This window comes from Acinetobacter sp. NIPH 542 (assembly GCF_000369825.1).
Taxonomy (GTDB): Bacteria; Pseudomonadota; Gammaproteobacteria; order Pseudomonadales; family Moraxellaceae; genus Acinetobacter; species Acinetobacter oleivorans.
Map to the genome: position 1 here is coordinate 34218 of NZ_KB850207.1, position 20646 is coordinate 54863.

General features: G+C 39.8%; 14 protein-coding genes, 2 tRNA genes, 2 rRNA genes and 1 pseudogene. 12 read left to right on the top strand and 7 right to left on the bottom strand.

Annotated elements, in window-relative coordinates; translation table 11 throughout:
• The first annotated feature begins 41 nt into the window (after window positions 1-41).
• The 4 genes from F886_RS17315 (at window position 42) to F886_RS17330 (ending at window position 4331) form a co-directional block, all read left to right on the top strand.
• Window positions 42-404, top strand: a complete 363-nt coding sequence (locus tag F886_RS17315; protein ID WP_014207671.1) for a DMT family protein — start codon at window positions 42-44, stop codon at window positions 402-404.
• Window positions 405-690: 286 nt separating this feature from the next.
• Complete coding sequence (purE, locus tag F886_RS17320; protein WP_002115451.1) at window positions 691-1206, top strand: 5-(carboxyamino)imidazole ribonucleotide mutase; 516 nt, start codon at window positions 691-693, stop codon at window positions 1204-1206.
• A 9-nt stretch (window positions 1207-1215) separates the two neighbouring features.
• Entirely contained in the window at window positions 1216-2337 is a 1122-nt protein-coding gene (locus F886_RS17325) for a 5-(carboxyamino)imidazole ribonucleotide synthase (RefSeq protein ID WP_004795549.1), read from the top strand.
• A 701-nt stretch (window positions 2338-3038) separates the two neighbouring features.
• Window positions 3039-4331, top strand: coding sequence for a lytic murein transglycosylase (locus F886_RS17330; protein WP_005308415.1), 1293 nt, complete (start codon window positions 3039-3041; stop codon window positions 4329-4331).
• Between the two features lie 61 nt (window positions 4332-4392).
• Here F886_RS17330 and F886_RS17335 read toward each other — a convergent pair whose 3' ends face one another.
• From F886_RS17335 to F886_RS17360, 6 genes and pseudogenes are all read right to left on the bottom strand, one after another.
• Window positions 4393-4767, bottom strand: coding sequence for a hypothetical protein (locus F886_RS17335; RefSeq protein WP_003656007.1), 375 nt, complete (start codon window positions 4765-4767; stop codon window positions 4393-4395).
• Between the two features lie 101 nt (window positions 4768-4868).
• A pseudogene (locus F886_RS17340) lies at window positions 4869-5849 on the bottom strand (M57 family metalloprotease).
• 111 nt (window positions 5850-5960) lie between these two features.
• Entirely contained in the window at window positions 5961-6878 is a 918-nt protein-coding gene (locus tag F886_RS17345; RefSeq protein WP_005308420.1) for a matrixin family metalloprotease, read from the bottom strand.
• A 330-nt stretch (window positions 6879-7208) separates the two neighbouring features.
• A complete protein-coding gene (gene dnaK / locus F886_RS17350; RefSeq protein WP_004795542.1) occupies window positions 7209-9149 on the bottom strand; it encodes a molecular chaperone DnaK in 1941 nt (646 codons plus the stop codon).
• Between the two features lie 118 nt (window positions 9150-9267).
• The gene (gene grpE / locus F886_RS17355; RefSeq protein ID WP_004795539.1) at window positions 9268-9822 is read right to left on the bottom strand and encodes a nucleotide exchange factor GrpE; all 555 of its coding nucleotides are present in this window, start codon (window positions 9820-9822) and stop codon (window positions 9268-9270) included.
• A gap of 162 nt (window positions 9823-9984) precedes the next feature.
• Window positions 9985-10878, bottom strand: coding sequence for a LysR family transcriptional regulator (locus tag F886_RS17360; RefSeq protein WP_005308426.1), 894 nt, complete (start codon window positions 10876-10878; stop codon window positions 9985-9987).
• A gap of 107 nt (window positions 10879-10985) precedes the next feature.
• On the opposite strand from F886_RS17360, the gene F886_RS17365 reads away from it, so the two are divergent.
• Together F886_RS17365 and F886_RS17370 are read left to right on the top strand one after the other, a co-directional pair.
• Window positions 10986-11852, top strand: coding sequence for an MBL fold metallo-hydrolase (locus tag F886_RS17365; protein WP_005308428.1), 867 nt, complete (start codon window positions 10986-10988; stop codon window positions 11850-11852).
• 391 nt (window positions 11853-12243) lie between these two features.
• Complete coding sequence (locus F886_RS17370) at window positions 12244-12474, top strand: hypothetical protein (protein WP_000733015.1); 231 nt, start codon at window positions 12244-12246, stop codon at window positions 12472-12474.
• A 166-nt stretch (window positions 12475-12640) separates the two neighbouring features.
• Here the strand turns inward: F886_RS17370 and F886_RS17375 are convergent, their stop codons facing one another.
• Window positions 12641-13009, bottom strand: a complete 369-nt coding sequence (locus F886_RS17375) for a hypothetical protein (protein WP_005308431.1) — start codon at window positions 13007-13009, stop codon at window positions 12641-12643.
• 211 nt (window positions 13010-13220) lie between these two features.
• On the opposite strand from F886_RS17375, the gene F886_RS17380 reads away from it, so the two are divergent.
• The 6 genes from F886_RS17380 to F886_RS17405 all read left to right on the top strand — a co-directional run bounded on the left by F886_RS17380 (window position 13221) and on the right by F886_RS17405 (window position 20461).
• Window positions 13221-14291: an alpha/beta hydrolase gene (locus F886_RS17380; protein WP_034591530.1), complete on the top strand. Its 1071-nt coding sequence runs from the start codon at window positions 13221-13223 to the stop codon at window positions 14289-14291.
• Window positions 14292-14440: 149 nt separating this feature from the next.
• Window positions 14441-14992 (top strand): peptidylprolyl isomerase, encoded by a 552-nt coding sequence (locus F886_RS17385; protein ID WP_005308437.1) that lies wholly within the window; start codon window positions 14441-14443, stop codon window positions 14990-14992.
• A gap of 419 nt (window positions 14993-15411) precedes the next feature.
• A 16S ribosomal RNA gene (locus F886_RS17390) occupies window positions 15412-16949 on the top strand.
• A gap of 59 nt (window positions 16950-17008) precedes the next feature.
• A tRNA-Ile gene (locus F886_RS17395) sits at window positions 17009-17085 on the top strand.
• Between the two features lie 55 nt (window positions 17086-17140).
• Window positions 17141-17216 (top strand) — tRNA-Ala (locus tag F886_RS17400).
• Between the two features lie 352 nt (window positions 17217-17568).
• Window positions 17569-20461, top strand: a 23S ribosomal RNA gene (locus tag F886_RS17405).
• Together the 16S and 23S rRNA genes with 2 tRNA genes alongside form the textbook arrangement of a ribosomal RNA operon.
• The last annotated feature ends 185 nt before the right edge of the window (window positions 20462-20646 follow it).

Below are 20646 nucleotides of genomic sequence, written 5' to 3' on the forward strand. Positions count from 1 at the left end.
ATAATGTTTTATATCTTTAAAATACTTAAATCATCGTAAAGATGAAGGATGTGCCTTTGAGCCCAACGGTTTTAGCTTTTACGCTATTAATTATTTCTAACTGCTTCATGACACTTGCATGGTATGGGCATCTTAAATTTTTGCACCATGCTCCACTTTGGCAAGCGATTTTATTCGGTTGGATTATAGCCCTGCTTGAATATAGTTTTATGATTCCAGCAACTCGTATGCTGAGTGCGCAAGGCTGGTTACTTGGTGAAATGAAAATTACCCAGGAAGTGGTCACACTGATTGTGTTTGTACCGTTTATGCTTTTCTTGTTTAAACAACCATTTAAACTGGATTATTTGTGGGCGATGGTATGTTTATTTGGCTGTGTCTACTTCGTATTTAGAAGCCAGTAAGCTGCAATGGCTTGCATTGAATGATTTATTCTACTTTGCAATAAGCCATTGCTCTTCCAAATGCCTGTTTATCTTGCAGGATGTTTAAATAATATTAATAAAATTTGAGAATGTGTCATTGTTAAACCATGACATTTTTTGGTGAGATTAAAAATATTCGCAGAGCTGGTCAGTTAAATTTTCGTGAGATGAAAAATCAGTCTATAATAATGGGCTTCCGAACCATTTAAAACTTGGCTCTCGTCGAGATTTATCTTCTTTTACTTTTGTCTCTGGAACATTAGCAATGAATGCGGCCGCAGCACAAGACGCTCAACCTCTCGTTGGAATTATTATGGGTTCTCAATCTGATTGGGCAACTCTCGAAAACACAGCCAATATGCTTAAACAGCTTGGTGTCCCATTTGAAGCGGAAGTGGTATCTGCTCATCGTACTCCAGACCGTTTATTTGAATACGCAGAAACTGCGCGTGATCGCGGTATTCAAGTGATTATTGCTGGTGCAGGTGGTGCAGCGCATTTACCTGGAATGTGTGCCGCAAAAACTGATTTACCAGTTTTGGGTGTGCCAGTTAAATCATCAATTTTAAATGGCGTAGATTCTTTGCTTTCAATCGTACAAATGCCAGCTGGTATCGCCGTTGGTACTTTAGCAATTGGTCCAGCTGGTGCGACGAATGCTGCAATCATGGCGGCACAAATCTTAGGTTTAACTCGTCCTGAAATCGCAAAAAATGTTGCTGATTTCCGTGCTGCGCAAACTGATAAAGTTGCAAGCAAAAATATTCCGGGTCAGGTGTAAGAGGCTGAGATGGATAAAACTATCGGTATTTTTGGTGGTGGGCAACTGGGCCGAATGATGGCTCAAGCAGCGTTACCATTAAATATTCAGTGTACTTTTTTTGAAGCAAATACAGATTGTCCTGCAGGTGTTCTAGGCCAAGTCTTTTCTAGCCAAGATGAGCAAGGCTTAAAGCAGTTTATTGAAAGTGCTGATGTTTTTAGTCTTGAGTTTGAAAATACGCCCGTTGAAGATGTGGATGTTTTAACACAAACCAAAGCATTGCACCCTCCCCGTGTTGCTTTAGCAACTGCGCAAAATCGTTTGTCAGAAAAAGCGTTGTTTGATGAGCTTACTATTCCTGTTGCGCCGTATCGTGCTGTAGATAGTCTAGAAAGCTTGAAAAAGGCTGTTGCTGAGCTTGGTTTACCGATTGTGCTTAAGACTGCAACTGGTGGATATGACGGTAAAGGTCAGTTTGTACTTCGTTCAGAAGACCAGATTGATACTGCTTGGGCTGAACTTGGGCCTGCAAAAAGTCTAGTTGCCGAAAGCTTTGTTAAATTCTCTCGTGAAGTTTCAATTATTGCGGTGCGCGGCCAAAATGGTGAAGTAAAAACTTGGCCACTGGCTGAAAATCACCACCACAATGGCATTTTATCGCATTCAATTGTTCCGGCACCGAATAGCGAAGCTTTGCAACCTGTGGCTCAAGACTACATTACTCGGTTGTTGAATCACCTTAACTATGTTGGCGTGCTGACTCTAGAGCTGTTTGTAACAGAACAAGGTTTGTGTGCAAATGAGATGGCCCCACGTGTGCATAACTCAGGTCACTGGTCAATTGAAGGCGCTGTTTGTTCACAGTTTGAAAACCATATTCGAGCTGTTGCAGGTCTACCATTAGGTTCAACAGATGTTGTTCGCCCAACGGTTATGATCAATATTATTGGTCAACATCCTAAAACTGAAGATGTACTTGCCTTAAATGGTGCTCATTTACATCTTTATAATAAGTCTGAACGTGCTGGTCGTAAGTTAGGCCATATCACTTTAATGCCTGTGGATAGTAATGAATTGACGAATTTATGCCGTCAATTAGCAGAAATTTTGCCAGAACCACTCGCTTTAACAGCAGATATGACCCTCTAAAGCATTTCTAATTCTCTAAAAAGCGATCTTCGGATCGCTTTTTTTATCTTTTAAATTTAAAAAATAATAAATCCTGAGTAATTTCTTGTTTGTGGATAACTTTTTGTGGAAATTTTTAAATTTAAATATTGATGATATTTTTAAATTTAAAAAGTGAAGCTTAATTGTTTTGAATTTAAATTTAGTTATCCACAAGAGAGTTTGATTTGTTGCTGATCATAGAGCTCATGGTTTTTGAATTCAAAACTAATGGTGTTTGCTGAAGTGTTTTAAATTTAAAATAACGCGGTAAGTTTGAATTTAAATTATTGCGTGATTTTTGAATTTAAAAATATAGATTATTCGATTGATTGGTCTTCCTGGGTCATAAAGGCTGATGAAATATAGTATTAAATTAATAGGCATGGCTGTTTTTGCTTGATTGTGGATAAGTTTATCCACAGAAACACCTACGTTATAGTTTAAATTTAAAGTAAGACTTTTGAATTTAAACTATGCGCTATTATTTTGAATTCAAAACTGGCGATGCACATGGGGAAAGTTTTAAATTCAAAATAAAGTGGGAAATTTGAATTTAAAACACTAGAAATGAATTTAAAGAAGAGATTATGAATTCAAATTTACGTTTTCTCTCTGAAATTTTAGACTCATAATGGTATGGTACTTAAAAATTTAAATTCAAAAATTGAAACTGGGATAATATGCGACGTTTTTCTTGTATTGTTGGCTCTGTATTTTTAGCAATGACTCAGGCTCAAGCAGAGCTCGTAATTAATGGTTCTACAATATCTAGCAATGCTACTGTTCCAGTAGTAACTAGCGAAGATTATACGCCTAATAATAATTTCCAAAGTTGTTTGGCAAATTTACGTTCTCAAGCAATTGCTGCGGGAGTCTCGGGAACAACTTATGACCGTTATACTCAAAACTTAACTCCAGATTATTCAGTTATTGATAAATTAAACTATCAACCAGAATTTTCGACACCAATTTGGGATTATCTTTCTGGCTTAGTCGATGAAGAGCGTGTTGAGCTTGGAAAACAAAAACTGGCGCAATATCGCGATGTTTTAAATCGAGCTTCTCAAACCTACGGCGTGCCACCAGAAACAATTGTGGCAGTGTGGGGTGTAGAAAGTAATTTTGGTGATATTTCTGGAAAATATCCTTTATTACAAGCGCTCGGAACTTTAAGTTGTGAAGGTCGTCGACAAAGTTATTTCCGTACTGAATTTTTTGCCACCATGCGTATTTTGCAGCGTGGTGACTTAACCGAAGATCAACTGAAAGGTTCTTGGGCTGGGGCATTTGGACATACGCAATTTATGCCATCGACCTATGAACGTTTAGCTGTTGATTTTGATGGAGATGGTCGTCGCGATTTAGTATCAAGTACTGCAGATGCATTAGCATCAACGGCTAATTTCTTAAATAAAGCTGGTTGGCAAACAGGAATGCCATGGGGTTTTGAAGTAAAAGTTCCTCAAGGCATGTCAATTGATGGAGAAGGGCGACGCTCAAAGAAAGCATTAAGCAGCTGGAGTGCACGAGGGGTAACTCGAATTGACGGCTCTCCACTTGTTCAAGGAGCTTTATCTGGCAGTACTTCAGCAGGTTTAATGGCACCAGCAGGTGTAAATGGTCCAGTATTTTTAGTATTTAAGAATTTTGATGCTATCTATAGTTATAACGCAGCGGAAAGTTATGGTCTGGCAATTGCCCATCTATCTGATCGTTTAAAAGGCGCTCGTCCTTTTGCAACAACTTGGCCAACTGATGATCCAGGAACTTCACGCGCGGAACGTCGTGAAATTCAACAGTTTTTGATTAATCGCGGCTACGATATTGGTGCAGTTGATGGTCTTATTGGGGATAAAACCCGTGTAGCTATTCGTCAGGAGCAAACTCGTTTAGGTTTAAATCCAACAGGACGGGCAGGGCAACAAATCTTACGCGCATTTCGCCAAGAACAAGCCCAAAAAATGATGCAATAAACTGAAATAATAAAAAGGTCTGCACATGCAGACCTTTTTTATAAGTACTTGTATTAGATTGCTAATCTAATTTTACCGCTTCCAAAATATCAAAAATAACTGAAGTGACATCTTGGCTTAAATCTCGATCATTAAAGATTTCATACGCAGTGATCGTAACATCTGTATCACTTGGTAATTGTTTTTGTTCTTCTTCAATTAAATGTTCAATCGGTAACAGAGTCTGTTTCACTTCAAGATGTAGAATATCTTTATATTCGATATTTTCATCTTCAAGCTCGATTTCATGCTCATTGAAAAAGGGAATTAGAATAGAATGGAGGTATGGTTTAATTTCAATAATATCAAACAGTTCAATATCACGTGTTTGTTCAATTGTGCTGATATGATCATTTACTTCAATCAGGATATGATAGTAACTCATCTTGATCTCCATTCTATTTTAGTTAGCTCTTATGATCACAATAACATGACTTTGATATGAATTTCGATGTATCTACCTAGAAATAGATACATCATTTTATATGAAGTCCTTAATTATTGAGGTAAAGCACTTAATAGATCACGATCAGCATCTGTAAGACCAGTGACTTTTCTATCACCATCTTTACGTACTGAGTACATTAATGCATTTGGTTGATCGCTATGTTTTAAACCAAGCGCATGTCCTAACTCATGAGCAATTGTTAAACGTAAATCATCAATAGACTTAAACTCATAAATCACAATTTGCTTGCCATTATAGATACCTTTTTTAAAGACATCAGCTTGGGCATTTTGCTTAAATTGGGTCAATGAATTGTTGAACTCATTGTTAATCTGATTAAAGTGAGTAACTTTGACATTTAAATCTTTAGCTTGCTCATTATATGCAGCAATTTCTTTCTTTAAAGCAACAGTTTGTTTTTGCAAATCTTTCTGAGTTTTAGCCAAAGATTTAGCACTGTATTCAGGTGCTAATTTGCCTTGGTTAAGCTGCATCATTTGCTCGTCAAGATTTTTCAATTTGCCATTCAAAATCTGCTTCTTATTTTCAAGGTCAGATTGAGTTTGGCCAAGAGTTTGTTTCAATTGCTTAATTTGTTGCTGTTCATCAATTACACGTTGCTGTTCTTGCTGAAACTGAGCAGCAATTTTTTGACGCTGTTCAGAACGACTCTGGCTATTATCGTAAACTAAACGAATTTCTAACTTTGCATTTGGATCATAAGTAAAATAATCCTGTCCAGTACCTTGCTTCCAAATGTCCGCAGCTTGTTGGCTAATTTGAATTAATTGGTCTTGGCTTAAACCAAAACGTGGATCAATATCAGCAATTTTGTAAGTCAAATGTTGACCTGCTTTTTGCTGAATTTGAGTGTGAGCTGGAGTAGCAAGATTAGCATTAGCCTGAAAATTAGAAAAAGCAAAGGCTACGCCTAATAACAAAGATGTTAAACGCATAATTGAAGGGGGGAGATTTTAAAAAAAACGTATTATAAGAATATAAAGTGAAAAATCAATCAAAAAACGTACGATTCAAATAAATAAATGAGACTTTAGTCTCATTATTTTTTACCAAATGCCAAATTATTTTTTAGAAAAAATTCATTTAGTTTTGTTTTATTTAGTTTTTTTAATTATTTAACTTTAATGATTTTCCTTAATTGAACTATAAATTGAGCCTAATAACTCTAAATCTGAATTTGTTAATTTGAAATTATGGATATCTTGCTCTTTTAATCGTGGATACATTAATGATTTAGGATCAGTAGTATGTTTTAGTCCTAATGCATGGCCAAACTCATGAGCAAGGGTTAAACGTAAATCATTTAAAGAAGCGTAACCGTAAATTTGAATTTGGTTTTGGCTGAATAAGCCTTTATGGAAGGGTTGAATACTGGCTTTTTGTTCAAGTTTGAATCGTGTTTTTAGAGAGCTTAAATCATTTTGCTCTTGATTGAGCTCCCTAATTTTTAGATTAAGTAGTTGAATTTTATAATTTAAACTATTTGATTCGTTTTGTAGATTTCTAGATTTTTGCTGGAGTTGATTTTGCTGCTCTTTTAGCTCATCGGCACGATAGTATCGATGTTCTCCTTGGTTAAAGCGTATTACGTCTTGTTCATATTGCTCAAACTCAGCTTTCAGATTGATCTTTCTTTTGTTTAAATCAGACGATAGCTGATCAATCTCTTGTTTATTTAAAATAATTTCTTCATTTTTAAGACGCCATACTTCCTGCTTTTGCAAAAGTGCATCCAAATTTACCTGTTGCTCGCTTTTCATCAGCTGATGATCATCATAAATTAAGTTAATTACCAACTGAGCTTCTGAATCATAGATAAAATAGGTTTTTCCAGTCTCTTTATGCCAGATTTCAGCAGCTTGTTGGCTAATCTCAACTAATTTTTCTCGAGTTAATTGAAACCGTGGATCAATAAAAGCAATTCGATACTTTAAAGGTTGATTAGAGGAACCTATTGCTAGATTATTTTGAGCAAAGCTTGTCGTTTGAAAGCCTATGCATAAACATAAGCTTAATCCCCACCATAGAATTTTTTTCATGGCAAAATAAAAAATATAAATAAAATCTTATTGTTAGCTACTTAATTTAATTCGTCAAAATGATAAAAAGTACAGGAGAGTGGGAGAGCTTTGTGATCTGGGTAAAAAAATTTAAAAAGATGTTTTTAGACTTGGCAATAATGGAATAATTAATGTAATAAGTAACAATGTATTTTAGTTTAGAAAATCTTTTTTATAATGAATAGATTAGTTTTTATAGTTGACCTTTTTGACATTAAATAATTTAAAAATATATGAAAAAACGTATTGTTATTTTTTGTAACTAATAAGAAACCGCGCCTAAGCGCGGTTTCTTATTAAAGAAACAAATTATTTTTTGTCATCTTTAACTTCAGTGAACTCAGCATCTACAACGCCATCATCAGCTTTTTGTTGACCAGCATCGCCACCTTGGAATGCATTTGGATCAAAGCCTTCTGCACCACCAGCTTGTTGCGCTTGTTCATAAGCACGTTGAGTGATAGGCATCAAGATGTTTTGTAAAGCTTCAGTTTTAGCTTTGATATCTTCTACATCATTTTCTTTTGTTGCTGCTTCAAGTTCAGAAACGGCAGTGCTTACAGCGGTTTTTTCATCTTCAGTAACTTTGTCACCAAGATCTTTAACAGCTTTGTTCGAGCTTGAAATTAATGCATCAGCTTCGTTACGAGCTTTTGCAAGTTCTTCAAACTTACGATCTTCTTCAGCATTCGCTTCTGCATCTTTAATCATTGCTTCGATTTCAGCATCAGACAAACCTGAGTTTGCTTTAATCTGGATCGATTGCTCTTTACCAGTGCTCTTATCTTTAGCAGATACTTTCAAGATACCATCAGCATTGATGTCGAAAGATACTTCAATTTGTGGCACACCGCGTGGAGCAGGCGGAATGTCACCTAATTGGAAGTTACCCAACAATTTGTTTTGTTGAGCCATCTTACGTTCACCTTGGTAAACAGAAATGTCTACAGCAGGCTGGTTGTCAGCAGCAGTAGAGAACACTTGTGATTTCTTCGCAGGAATCGTCGTGTTTTTCTCAATGATTGGTGTTAATACACCACCCATTGTTTCAATACCTAAAGTTAATGGCGTTACGTCTAATAAAAGAACGTCAGTTTTGTCACCAGACAATACCGCACCTTGAATCGCAGCACCGATTGCAACTGCTTCGTCAGGGTTCACGTCTTTACGTGGCTCTTTACCAAAGAATTCTTGTACTTTTTGTTGTACAAGTGGCATACGAGACTGACCACCAACCAAGATTACGTCAGAGATGTCAGAAGTCGAAAGACCAGCATCTTTAAGCGCAATACGGCAAGGCTCAATTGTACGAGCAACTAAATCAGCAACTAAACCTTCAAGTTTTGCACGAGTTACGTTGATCACTAAGTGTTTAGGACCAGTTGCATCGGCAGTGATATATGGAAGGTTAATTTCAGTTGCATTTGATGAAGAAAGCTCAATTTTTGCTTTTTCAGCAGCTTCTTTCAAACGTTGTAACGCAAGTGGATCATTTTTCAAGTTCACACTTTGTTCTTTCTTGAATTCTTCAACCAAGAATTCAATCAATGCATTATCAAAGTCTTCACCACCAAGGAAAGTATCACCGTTTGTTGATAACACTTCGATTTGTTGGTCGCCATCAAGGTCTGCGATTTCAATGATTGATACGTCAAAAGTACCACCACCTAAGTCGTAAACTGCAACTTTACGGTCGCCTTCTTTTTTGTCCATACCGAACGCAAGTGCAGCAGCCGTTGGTTCGTTAATGATACGTTTAACGTCTAAGCCAGCGATTTTACCCGCATCTTTAGTTGCTTGACGTTGAGCATCGTTAAAGTAAGCAGGAACAGTAATAACCGCTTCTGTAACTGTTTCACCTAAATAGTCTTCTGCAGTTTTTTTCATCTTTTTCAAGATTTCAGCAGAGATCTGTTGAGGTGCTAATTTTTTGTCGTTTACTTCAACCCAAGCATCACCATTGTCAGCTTTGATGATTTTGTAAGGTACAAGACCGATATCTTTTTGTACCGCTTGATCTTCATAACGACGACCAATTAAACGCTTAATAGCGAATAATGTATTTTTCGGGTTAGTTACTGCCTGACGCTTAGCGCTTTGACCTACTAAGATCTCACCATCTTTATAAGCGATGATCGATGGAGTTGTACGTGCGCCTTCAGCGTTTTCGATTACTTTTACTTTATCGCCTTCAAGTACAGCAACGCATGAGTTGGTAGTACCTAAGTCAATACCAATAATTTTTGCCATGTGACGTTTTCCTCAAAAATTCTTTTGCAATGTTTTTGCTTGTTATCCGATATGAGAGTGAATCTATTTTTTTCAAGCGTTTTAGCTAAAAAAAATCTAAAAACTCTCAAAAATTTACTTATTGACCAACCATAACCATAGCAGGGCGCAATAAGCGGCCATTTAACGTATAGCCTTTTTGTAAAACAGTACCGATTTCATTTGCTTTAGCATTAGGATCAATACCTACTGCTTGATGTAAATCTGCATTGAAACCATTTTTAGTATCAGCTTCTACAACGCCAAATTTTTCAAGCGCAGTTAACAGTGACTTTAAGGTTAATTTGATACCTTCAAGTACTGGTGTTTCTTCATCACCCGCTGCTTGAATTGCGCGCTCTAGATTGTCTACAGAATCAAGTAATTCTTTGGCAAATTTTTCAAGCACAGTTTCTTTATGCTTGTCAGACTCACGTTGAATACGCTCTACACTTTTTTGTGCTTCGTAAACAGCATTTGCTGTACGTGCCTTTTCAAGTTTCAGGCTTTCTTCTAATTTGGTGATTTGCGCTTGTAAAGATTCAACGGTAACGTCGTTTGCTTGCTCTACACCTTCAGCCTGAGTTTGCTCATTAGATTGCTCTGCTTGCTCGTGTTGAATGTCTTGAGCTTGCTCGTTTTGCTCATTAGCCATTGATGATCTCCGTTTAAATGGGTTTTTAAACATGTACAGTCCTTTTGGCATCAGCATTTACTGGGTAAAACCTGAACTGCCATGCATATGCTGTAATTCATTAATAGGGATGAAGTATGGGCATTGCCTAAAAATTCAAGCGTACACGGCAATTTAAAACTTTTAATTTTGCGGTTTTAAGTAAAAATTTAAATTTTCGATCATAAAAGCAATAAATTCCTGCGTTATTTTGGGTAAATGTTGTCTCGATGCATATACCACTGACAAACTTAATTCCGGAGCTGAAAAGTTTTTAAATAAAGGAACTAATCTTTTTTCTTTTAAATCTTTTTTAATTAATAGTGAAGGCAACATTGCCACACCTTGGGCATGTAAACACATATCATAAACAGCATTTACATCATTACTTTTAAAGGTCACGTTTAAAGGGTAATTCTGCGGTTGTTGCTCTTCATCAAAAAGTGTCCAAAATTGATGTTGGCTATGGTGAGCTAAACATTCATGTTGAATAAGTTGCCTTGGATGGGAGAGGGGGCTGTGCTGTTTTAAATAATCAGGATGTGCACAGAAAACGGACTCGATTTGGCAAACAGGTCGTGCAATTAATCCATCTGCAACTTTTTGCGTTATACGTAAAGCTAAATCGACCTGAGCATCAATTAAGTCCATCGTATTTTCAGTCAGATATACATCAAATTGAATATGTGGATGTTGCTGTTTAAATTGGCGAATACATTCTCCAACCCCTAATTGAAATAAAAACAAACCGCAGGTAAAGCGAATCGTACCGTTATGTTGCTCGGGTGCTGCCAGCTCTTGTAGAAGTTGCTGTTGTTGTAAAATATTTTCGCAGTAGAGGAGGGCTTTTTCACCTGCTGGTGTGAGTGATATTTTTCGTGTATTTCTTTGAAATAGTCGAGTTGAGAATGTGTGTTCAAGATGCTCAAGATAACGGGAAACCATCGCGCGGGAATAATTCAGGTGTTCTGCGGCTTTGGTTAAATTGCCATGCTGAGCAATAGAAACAAAGACTTGTATGGCTTTTAATGTGTCCATATGCATTATCATTATTACAATATATGCAACAGTTTATCTTAATTTAGTGCATTTACCTTACAGGAATTGCAATTTAAAGTATTTCTCATGAAATTGGAGAATACATAATGAAATTTTTTAAATTAACTGCTTCAGCCCTAGCAACTGCTACCGCTTTAACAGTAACTTCCTCAGCTTTTGCGCAAGATTTGAAAATCCAAAGTTTCTTGGCTAAACCCGAACATTTTGGTGTGACTTCTACTTTAATTGAAGGCGATAAAGAAGTTCTGTTGGTAAATGCGCAATTCTCAAAATCTGAAGCATTACGTATTGCTGCGGATATTTTGGATAGTGGTAAAACATTAAAGACAATTTTCGTAAGTTATGGCGATCCGGACTATTACTTTGGTTTAGATGTATTTAAGCAATACTTCCCAAATGTACAAATCATCGCAACGCCGGAAACTGTTAAACATATTCAAGATACCCAAGCACTCAAAGTGAAGTATTGGGGGCCACAAATGGGTGCAAATGCGCCTAGCCAAATTATTGTGCCTCAAGCTTATACTGCTAAAACTTTAAAGCTTGAGAATGAGTCAATCGAGATTAAAGGTAAGAAAGAACTTACTTATTTATGGATTCCTTCTTCTAAGGCAGTAGTAGGTGGTATTCCTGTATCTTCAGGTATTCATTTATGGATGGCAGATACACCAAAAGTTAAAGACCGCAATGAAGTAATTCAAACGCTAGAAAACATTAAAGCACTTCAACCTCAGACAGTTGTTCCTGCCCATATGGTTGAGGGAGCTCCACAAGGTTTGGATGCGGTTAACTTTTCGATTGACTATCTCAAGAGCTATGAGAAAGCCGTTAAAGTAAGTAAAAATGCAAGTGAGCTAAGTCAGCTCATGCAAAAACAATATCCAACATTAAAAAGTGTGGATAGCCTAGAGCTGGGTGCAAAAGTTGTAAAAGGCGAGATGCAGTGGCCGTAATTTAAATCGAAATATCGTAAATTTTTAGAGAAGCCGTGGTTTATACCCGGCTTTTTTAATGAGAATAGGAGTTTTTAAGCAAAAAACCTCTGTAACATTCTACGCACCTTATATAGCGTTTCTATAAAGAGAATTTTTTTGAGTAGAGCAAAAGGCTAAGATAAAAATTAAAAATTGATAAAATTAAACAAAAGCTTAAGTTGCTAGTTTTATATAAAAGATAGAGCTAAGAGTAAGGAAGCGAATTTAATAAAAAATTGCACAATTTGTACTTCTATTACTACAAAAGACAACCAATGATACGCACGCCAGAAAAAAAAATTGTGAATTATAGGCAGCGCGAAGATGATCTTTGCATTTAAGTGTTTGTCGTAATGAAAGGAAAGCGATTATGAAAAAATTAGGTCTTATCTCTGTAGTACTTGCTGGTGTTGCTTTTACAGCTGTTGGTTGTGCATCTGAAGCTGGTTTAAACGCATCAGGTTCTGCTCAAACAAGTGCTAGCCCATCTGGCGTACAAGCTGGTGTAGGTGTTGATGCGGGCGTTTCTGGCCAAGCACAACCAGGTCAAGTTGATGCTGGCGCTTCTGGTTCTGTTTCTGGTTCTGCAACAGCTCAGTAATTCTTAGTGATAAGAATAGTTAAAAGATTATAGAGTCATATATTTAAGATGCCGATTTATGTATGAAGTGAGCTGCTACTCATTACTCTATAATTAAGAGAGTTTAGAATTCTCAAAAAAGCCCCAAAAGACGTAGCTTATTGGGGCTTTTTATATAGTAATGAATTTAGTCATCATGACGAGAATCTCGACGATTATGATCACGATCTTCTACCCGTTTTTTATCCCACTCGTGGCGTCTTTTATCGTCATCCCAGCGTTTCTTATCCTCGTCATGGCGTCTTTTATCCCATTCATGACGATTTCGATCCTGTTCGCGAGCAACTCTTCGTTGTTGTTCATATATTCTTTGACGTTCTTCCCAGCGTCTTCGTTCCCAATCGTTATATCGACGTCCATCATTGCGATCATAGCGATTACTATCATGATCATGGTAACCATAACCACCACGATAAGAAGGGTCATCCGTATAAGCCACACAGCCTACAGTTAAAAGACTGGTTGCTAATAAAGTAACAACTAGTTTTGTTGACATAATCGTACCTCTTTTTGTCTGTTAACAATAATTGGCAAAAAAGTCCTGTTTTAAGTGACAGATTTGTTAATGACATTTGCTTGAAATCAGATTAGCGTAATTTGGGTTTTACCTTTGTATCTTGATTACATGAGTTGTATGCGAATATAGTCAAATAACAACAAAATTCTGTAGAAAATATGAAGGATAAGAGGGATTCATGGAGATAGGCATGACAGCATTTAATCAAAAAATTCAAACATTGCTAGATAAGGGCCAAGGGCCTGCTGCTCGAGCTCTTGATAAGTTACCTCGATTAGCTCAAGAATCACTTGCTAAAATTCTTGGATATTCTTATCAATATCCCGATCTAGACTCATTTACTAAATGTATGATGGCTGTACAAATTAAACAGGGTCATATCGGTTTCATTGGTTCAGACCCAATTGAATCTAGAAGGCAGTTCGATACGCAAATGCTGGCTATACGCCACAAGTCAACAGAGATCGATTTAGTAGAAGATATCCGTTTACCTCTCCAAAGTGGAACCGTTTTTGCGAGACACTATCATCCAGCACCGAATAAAAAACTACCTCTTATTGTTTTCTATCATGGAGGAGGATTTGTTGTTGGTGGTTTAGATACTCATGATGAGGTTTGTCGTATATTGGCAAAATATGCAAAAGTACAAGTACTCAGTATTGATTACCCCCTAGCACCTGAGGTTTCTCCTCAGCATTTAATCCAATCTTGTGAAGATGCTTTAGCTTGGGTATATCAAAATCGTAGACAGTTAAAAATATTAAAAGGTCGAATTGCGGTAGCCGGGGATAGTGCTGGTGGAAACATTAGTACAGTCGTGGCTCAAAGATCAGTAAATAAACCTTATGCTCCTCAGGCCCAACTTCTTATTTATCCTGCCGTCGATTTCAAGAGTCGACATCCTTCCTTCTATGCATATAACGAAGGATTAGTTTTGACGGATAACGATATCAATAATGTCACTCAATATTATGCAACCCAGCATAACGTAGAACTAGATGATCCAATTATTTCTCCAACTTATGGCAACTTGAAGAAGAATCCTCCGGCTTTTGTGATTACTGCTGGGCATGATGTATTACATGATGAAGGAAAAATCTATAGCTATAAGCTACGCCAAAATGGTGTCAAAATGCATTATGAAGAATATTCAGATCAAACTCATGGTTTTATAAATTTGACGCCTATTTCCAAAAAAGCCAAACGGTACACCATTGAGTTCAGTAAAAACTTTAGAAAATTTTGGGATAAAAATAGCTAAATAAAAGTTTGGTCCATGTTTCACGTGGAACATGGGCACATCCAAAATATTAGGCCTTAAATAAAAGATAATAAATACTCACTAGAATTCTTTTATATAGACGATTAAATTTAACCTCTATTAAGTTTTGCATTTTACTGTAGGAAGATATGAAAAAATTATTAATGCTATGTTGCTTAGGTCTAAGCAGTCATTCAGTTTGGGCTGACACTTTAGTTGAAATGCAAACAAATTTAGGCAACATAGAAATACAACTTTATGACGAGAAAGCCCCAATCAGCGTAAAGAATTTTAAAACCTATATAAAGTCGAACTTTTATAAAGATACGATCTTCCATCGCGTAATTCCTGGTTTCATGGTGCAGGGCGGTGGACTTACTGCAAATATGCAGGAAAAGACAACCCGAGCACCAATCAAAAACGAAGCCGGAAATGGAATTGCTAACACCCGCGGAACTTTAGCAATGGCTCGTACTGCAAATCCTGACTCTGCTACTAGTCAATTCTTTATTAATGTCGCAGATAACAATTTTCTAAATCGTTCGGCTGGTAACCCAGGTTATGCAGTTTTCGGAAAAGTAACTAAAGGAATGGATGTGGTTGACCGTATTGTAAAGGTACCTACAACCAATGATGGCATGCATCAGAACGTTCCTAAACAACCTATTAAGATACTAGAAGTGAAAATCAAAAAAGAATGAAAATAAATGATTTAATATTTATTGTTAATTATTAATAAGTTAGTTAATTATTTTGGCTTTTTATATTTTTGGTTGGGTAAAAAAGAGTCGGTCAAACACATATATTTAGAAAAGTGCTTGCGTACCAGTTTTTTTTCCCTATAATGCACTCATCCCGACGCGATACACGAGAATATCTTAGCTTACAGGGTTAAGATGAAAACTTGGTATTGCGTTGAATTCTGTCTCTGACGAAGAGCGGAAAAATCATTAAGAGAATTGAAGAACAACTTGTGTGGATTTTTACTGATTGATCGATCGAAATATTATCATTGATTGATTGGTTTAAATTACTCGAAGTTTATTTGAGCGAAATTTAAGTCAGAAAATTGATGAGCCAGAATTGGCACCTTGTCTTTAATAAGGTGCAAAATGATTTTTAACTGAAGAGTTTGATCATGGCTCAGATTGAACGCTGGCGGCAGGCTTAACACATGCAAGTCGAGCGGAGTGATGGTGCTTGCACTATCACTTAGCGGCGGACGGGTGAGTAATGCTTAGGAATCTGCCTATTAGTGGGGGACAACATTTCGAAAGGAATGCTAATACCGCATACGTCCTACGGGAGAAAGCAGGGGATCTTCGGACCTTGCGCTAATAGATGAGCCTAAGTCGGATTAGCTAGTTGGTGGGGTAAAGGCCTACCAAGGCGACGATCTGTAGCGGGTCTGAGAGGATGATCCGCCACACTGGGACTGAGACACGGCCCAGACTCCTACGGGAGGCAGCAGTGGGGAATATTGGACAATGGGCGGAAGCCTGATCCAGCCATGCCGCGTGTGTGAAGAAGGCCTTATGGTTGTAAAGCACTTTAAGCGAGGAGGAGGCTACTTTAGTTAATACCTAGAGATAGTGGACGTTACTCGCAGAATAAGCACCGGCTAACTCTGTGCCAGCAGCCGCGGTAATACAGAGGGTGCAAGCGTTAATCGGATTTACTGGGCGTAAAGCGCGCGTAGGCGGCTAATTAAGTCAAATGTGAAATCCCCGAGCTTAACTTGGGAATTGCATTCGATACTGGTTAGCTAGAGTGTGGGAGAGGATGGTAGAATTCCAGGTGTAGCGGTGAAATGCGTAGAGATCTGGAGGAATACCGATGGCGAAGGCAGCCATCTGGCCTAACACTGACGCTGAGGTGCGAAAGCATGGGGAGCAAACAGGATTAGATACCCTGGTAGTCCATGCCGTAAACGATGTCTACTAGCCGTTGGGGCCTTTGAGGCTTTAGTGGCGCAGCTAACGCGATAAGTAGACCGCCTGGGGAGTACGGTCGCAAGACTAAAACTCAAATGAATTGACGGGGGCCCGCACAAGCGGTGGAGCATGTGGTTTAATTCGATGCAACGCGAAGAACCTTACCTGGCCTTGACATAGTAAGAACTTTCCAGAGATGGATTGGTGCCTTCGGGAACTTACATACAGGTGCTGCATGGCTGTCGTCAGCTCGTGTCGTGAGATGTTGGGTTAAGTCCCGCAACGAGCGCAACCCTTTTCCTTATTTGCCAGCGAGTAATGTCGGGAACTTTAAGGATACTGCCAGTGACAAACTGGAGGAAGGCGGGGACGACGTCAAGTCATCATGGCCCTTACGGCCAGGGCTACACACGTGCTACAATGGTCGGTACAAAGGGTTGCTACCTAGCGATAGGATGCTAATCTCAAAAAGCCGATCGTAGTCCGGATTGGAGTCTGCAACTCGACTCCATGAAGTCGGAATCGCTAGTAATCGCGGATCAGAATGCCGCGGTGAATACGTTCCCGGGCCTTGTACACACCGCCCGTCACACCATGGGAGTTTGTTGCACCAGAAGTAGCTAGCCTAACTGCAAAGAGGGCGGTTACCACGGTGTGGCCGATGACTGGGGTGAAGTCGTAACAAGGTAGCCGTAGGGGAACCTGCGGCTGGATCACCTCCTTAACGAAAGATTGACGATTGGTAAGAATCCACAACAAGTTGTTCTTCATAGATGTATCTGAGGGTCTGTAGCTCAGTTGGTTAGAGCACACGCTTGATAAGCGTGGGGTCACAAGTTCAAGTCTTGTCAGACCCACCATGACTTTGACTGGTTGAAGTTATAGATAAAAGATACATGACTGATGATGTAAGCTGGGGACTTAGCTTAGTTGGTAGAGCGCCTGCTTTGCACGCAGGAGGTCAGGAGTTCGACTCTCCTAGTCTCCACCAGAACTTAAGAGAAGTTCGGATTACAGAAATTAGTAAATAGAGATTTAGATCTTGGTTTATTAACTTCTGTGATTTAAGTATCACGGTATTAAGCATGACCTGACGAAGGCATGTTTATTCATTAACAGATTGGCAAAATTGAGTCTGAAATAAATTGTTCACTCAAGAATTTAGATTAAGCAATTAATCTAGATGAATTGAGAACTAGCAAATTAACTGAATCAAGCGTTTTGGTATATGAATTTAGATTGAAGCTGTACAGTGTTTAAATACACAGGCAACAGATAGTAGCGATGAAGAATCGCACGGACAACACTCACTTGTAAGTGTTGACGACTGTTTGGGGTTGTATAGTCAAGTAATTAAGTGCATGTGGTGGATGCCTTGGCAGTCAGAGGCGATGAAAGACGTAATAGCCTGCGATAAGCTCCGGGGAGGCGGCAAATATCCTTTGATCCGGAGATTTCTGAATGGGGGAACCCACCTACTTTAAGGTAGGTATTGCAACATGAATACATAGTGTTGCAAGGCGAACGAGGGGAAGTGAAACATCTCAGTACCCTTAGGAAAAGAAATCAATTGAGATTCCCTTAGTAGCGGCGAGCGAACGGGGATCAGCCCATTAAGTTATGTGTGTTTTAGTGGAACGCTCTGGGAAGTGCGAACGTAGAGGGTGATATTCCCGTACACGAAAGGGCACACATAATGATGACGAGTAGGGCGAGGCACGTGAAACCTTGTCTGAATATGGGGGGACCATCCTCCAAGGCTAAATACTCCTGACTGACCGATAGTGAACCAGTACCGTGAGGGAAAGGCGAAAAGAACCCCTGTGAGGGGAGTGAAATAGATCCTGAAACCGCATGCATACAAGCAGTGGGAGCCGACTTGTTCGGTGACTGCGTACCTTTTGTATAATGGGTCAGCGACTTATATTCAGTAGCGAGGTTAACCGTATAGGGGAGCCGTAGAGAAATCGAGTCTTAATAGGGCGTTTAGTTGCTGGGTATAGACCCGAAACCAGGCGATCTATCCATGAGCAGGTTGAAGGTTGGGTAACACTAACTGGAGGACCGAACCCACTGTCGTTGAAAAGCCAGGGGATGACTTGTGGATAGGGGTGAAAGGCTAATCAAGCCTGGTGATAGCTGGTTCTCCCCGAAAGCTATTTAGGTAGCGCCTCGGACGAATACCATAGGGGGTAGAGCACTGTTTCGGCTAGGGGGTCATCCCGACTTACCAAACCGATGCAAACTCCGAATACCTATGAGTACTATCCGGGAGACAGACTGCGGGTGCTAACGTCCGTAGTCAAGAGGAAAACAATCCAGACCGCCAGCTAAGGCCCCAAAATCATAGTTAAGTGGGAAACGATGTGGGAAGGCATAGACAGCTAGGAGGTTGGCTTAGAAGCAGCCACCCTTTAAAGAAAGCGTAATAGCTCACTAGTCGAGTCGGCCTGCGCGGAAGATGTAACGGGGCTAAAACTATGTGCCGAAGCTGCGGATTTGACTTTTAGTCAAGTGGTAGGGGAGCGTTCTGTAAGCCGATGAAGGTGTATTGAGAAGTATGCTGGAGGTATCAGAAGTGCGAATGCTGACGTGAGTAACGACAAAACGGGTGAAAAACCCGTTCGCCGAAAGACCAAGGGTTCCAGTCCAACGTTAATCGGGGCTGGGTGAGTCGACCCCTAAGGCGAGGCCGAAAGGCGTAGTCGATGGGAAATTGGTTAATATTCCAATACTTCTGTGTAATGCGATGAGAGGACGGAGAAGGTTAAGTCAGCCTGGCGTTGGTTGTCCAGGTGGAAGGAAGTAGGCATGCATCTTAGGCAAATCCGGGGTGCTCTATGCTGAGATCTGATAGCAAGCTGTACTTGTACAGCGAAGTGGCTGATACCATGCTTCCAGGAAAAGTCTCTAAGCTTCAGTTACACAGGAATCGTACCCGAAACCGACACAGGTGGTCAGGTCGAGTAGACCAAGGCGCTTGAGAGAACTCTGCTGAAGGAACTAGGCAAAATGGTACCGTAACTTCGGGAGAAGGTACGCTGCTGACGGTGATGACCCTTGCGGTCTGAGCTATTGGCAGCCACAGAAACCAGGCCGCTGCAACTGTTTATTAAAAACATAGCACTCTGCAAACACGAAAGTGGACGTATAGGGTGTGATGCCTGCCCGGTGCTGGAAGGTTAATTGATGGGGTTAGCGTAAGCGAAGCTCTTGATCGAAGCCCCAGTAAACGGCGGCCGTAACTATAACGGTCCTAAGGTAGCGAAATTCCTTGTCGGGTAAGTTCCGACCTGCACGAATGGCATAATGATGGCGGCGCTGTCTCCAGCAGAGGCTCAGTGAAATCGAAATCGCTGTGAAGATGCAGTGTACCCGCGGCTAGACGGAAAGACCCCGTGAACCTTTACTGCAGCTTGACATTGAACTTTGACCTTACTTGTGTAGGATAGGTGGGAGGCTTTGAAGTTGGAACGCTAGTTCCAATGGAGCCGTCCTTGAAATACCACCCTGGTAATGTTGAGGTTCTAACTCTGCCCCGTAATCCGGGGCGAGGACCATGTCTGGTGGGTAGTTTGACTGGGGCGGTCTCCTCCTAAAGAGTAACGGAGGAGTACGAAGGTGCGCTCAGCGTGGTCGGAAATCACGCGTAGAGTATAAAGGCAAAAGCGCGCTTAACTGCGAGACCCACAAGTCGAGCAGGTACGAAAGTAGGTCTTAGTGATCCGGTGGTTCTGTATGGAAGGGCCATCGCTCAACGGATAAAAGGTACTCTGGGGATAACAGGCTGATACCGCCCAAGAGTTCATATCGACGGCGGTGTTTGGCACCTCGATGTCGGCTCATCTCATCCTGGGGCTGAAGCAGGTCCCAAGGGTATGGCTGTTCGCCATTTAAAGAGGTACGCGAGCTGGGTTTAGAACGTCGTGAGACAGTTCGGTCCCTATCTACCGTGGGCGCTGGAAATTTGAGAGGATCTGCTCCTAGTACGAGAGGACCAGAGTGGACGAACCTCTGGTGTACCGGTTGTGACGCCAGTCGCATCGCCGGGTAGCTATGTTCGGAAGGGATAACCGCTGAAAGCATCTAAGCGGGAAGCCTACCTCAAGATAAGATTTCCCTAGGACTTTATGTCCTCTAAAGAGCCGTTCGAGACTAGGACGTTGATAGGTTGGATGTGGAAGCATAGTGATATGTGAAGCTGACCAATACTAATTGCTCGTGAGGCTTGACTATACAACACCCAAGCAGTTGTATATAAAGCATCAATCGATTCATTAATATGCAAAGCAACTTGATTTAGTTATACGCTTAGCTAAAATGAACAACTAAAGTAAGATTCAATCAGCCCATCTGTAAAGATTTGGAAAACGCATCGGCACATTAAGACCAATGCAAGTATCCATACCAGTTGTGCTGGC

Coding starts and splice junctions, on each gene's coding strand:
- F886_RS17335 (WP_003656007.1), bottom strand. CDS start 4,767: ATGGAGATCAAGATGAGTTACTATCATATCCTGATTGAAGTAAATGAT.
- F886_RS17360 (WP_005308426.1), bottom strand. CDS start 10,878: ATGGACACATTAAAAGCCATACAAGTCTTTGTTTCTATTGCTCAGCAT.
- F886_RS17370 (WP_000733015.1), top strand. CDS start 12,244: ATGAAAAAATTAGGTCTTATCTCTGTAGTACTTGCTGGTGTTGCTTTT.
- purE (WP_002115451.1), top strand. CDS start 691: ATGAATGCGGCCGCAGCACAAGACGCTCAACCTCTCGTTGGAATTATT.
- F886_RS17380 (WP_034591530.1), top strand. CDS start 13,221: ATGACAGCATTTAATCAAAAAATTCAAACATTGCTAGATAAGGGCCAA.
- F886_RS17325 (WP_004795549.1), top strand. CDS start 1,216: ATGGATAAAACTATCGGTATTTTTGGTGGTGGGCAACTGGGCCGAATG.
- F886_RS17330 (WP_005308415.1), top strand. CDS start 3,039: ATGCGACGTTTTTCTTGTATTGTTGGCTCTGTATTTTTAGCAATGACT.
- F886_RS17315 (WP_014207671.1), top strand. CDS start 42: ATGAAGGATGTGCCTTTGAGCCCAACGGTTTTAGCTTTTACGCTATTA.
- F886_RS17345 (WP_005308420.1), bottom strand. CDS start 6,878: ATGAAAAAAATTCTATGGTGGGGATTAAGCTTATGTTTATGCATAGGC.
- F886_RS17375 (WP_005308431.1), bottom strand. CDS start 13,009: ATGTCAACAAAACTAGTTGTTACTTTATTAGCAACCAGTCTTTTAACT.
- grpE (WP_004795539.1), bottom strand. CDS start 9,822: ATGGCTAATGAGCAAAACGAGCAAGCTCAAGACATTCAACACGAGCAA.
- dnaK (WP_004795542.1), bottom strand. CDS start 9,149: ATGGCAAAAATTATTGGTATTGACTTAGGTACTACCAACTCATGCGTT.
- F886_RS17365 (WP_005308428.1), top strand. CDS start 10,986: ATGAAATTTTTTAAATTAACTGCTTCAGCCCTAGCAACTGCTACCGCT.
- F886_RS17385 (WP_005308437.1), top strand. CDS start 14,441: ATGAAAAAATTATTAATGCTATGTTGCTTAGGTCTAAGCAGTCATTCA.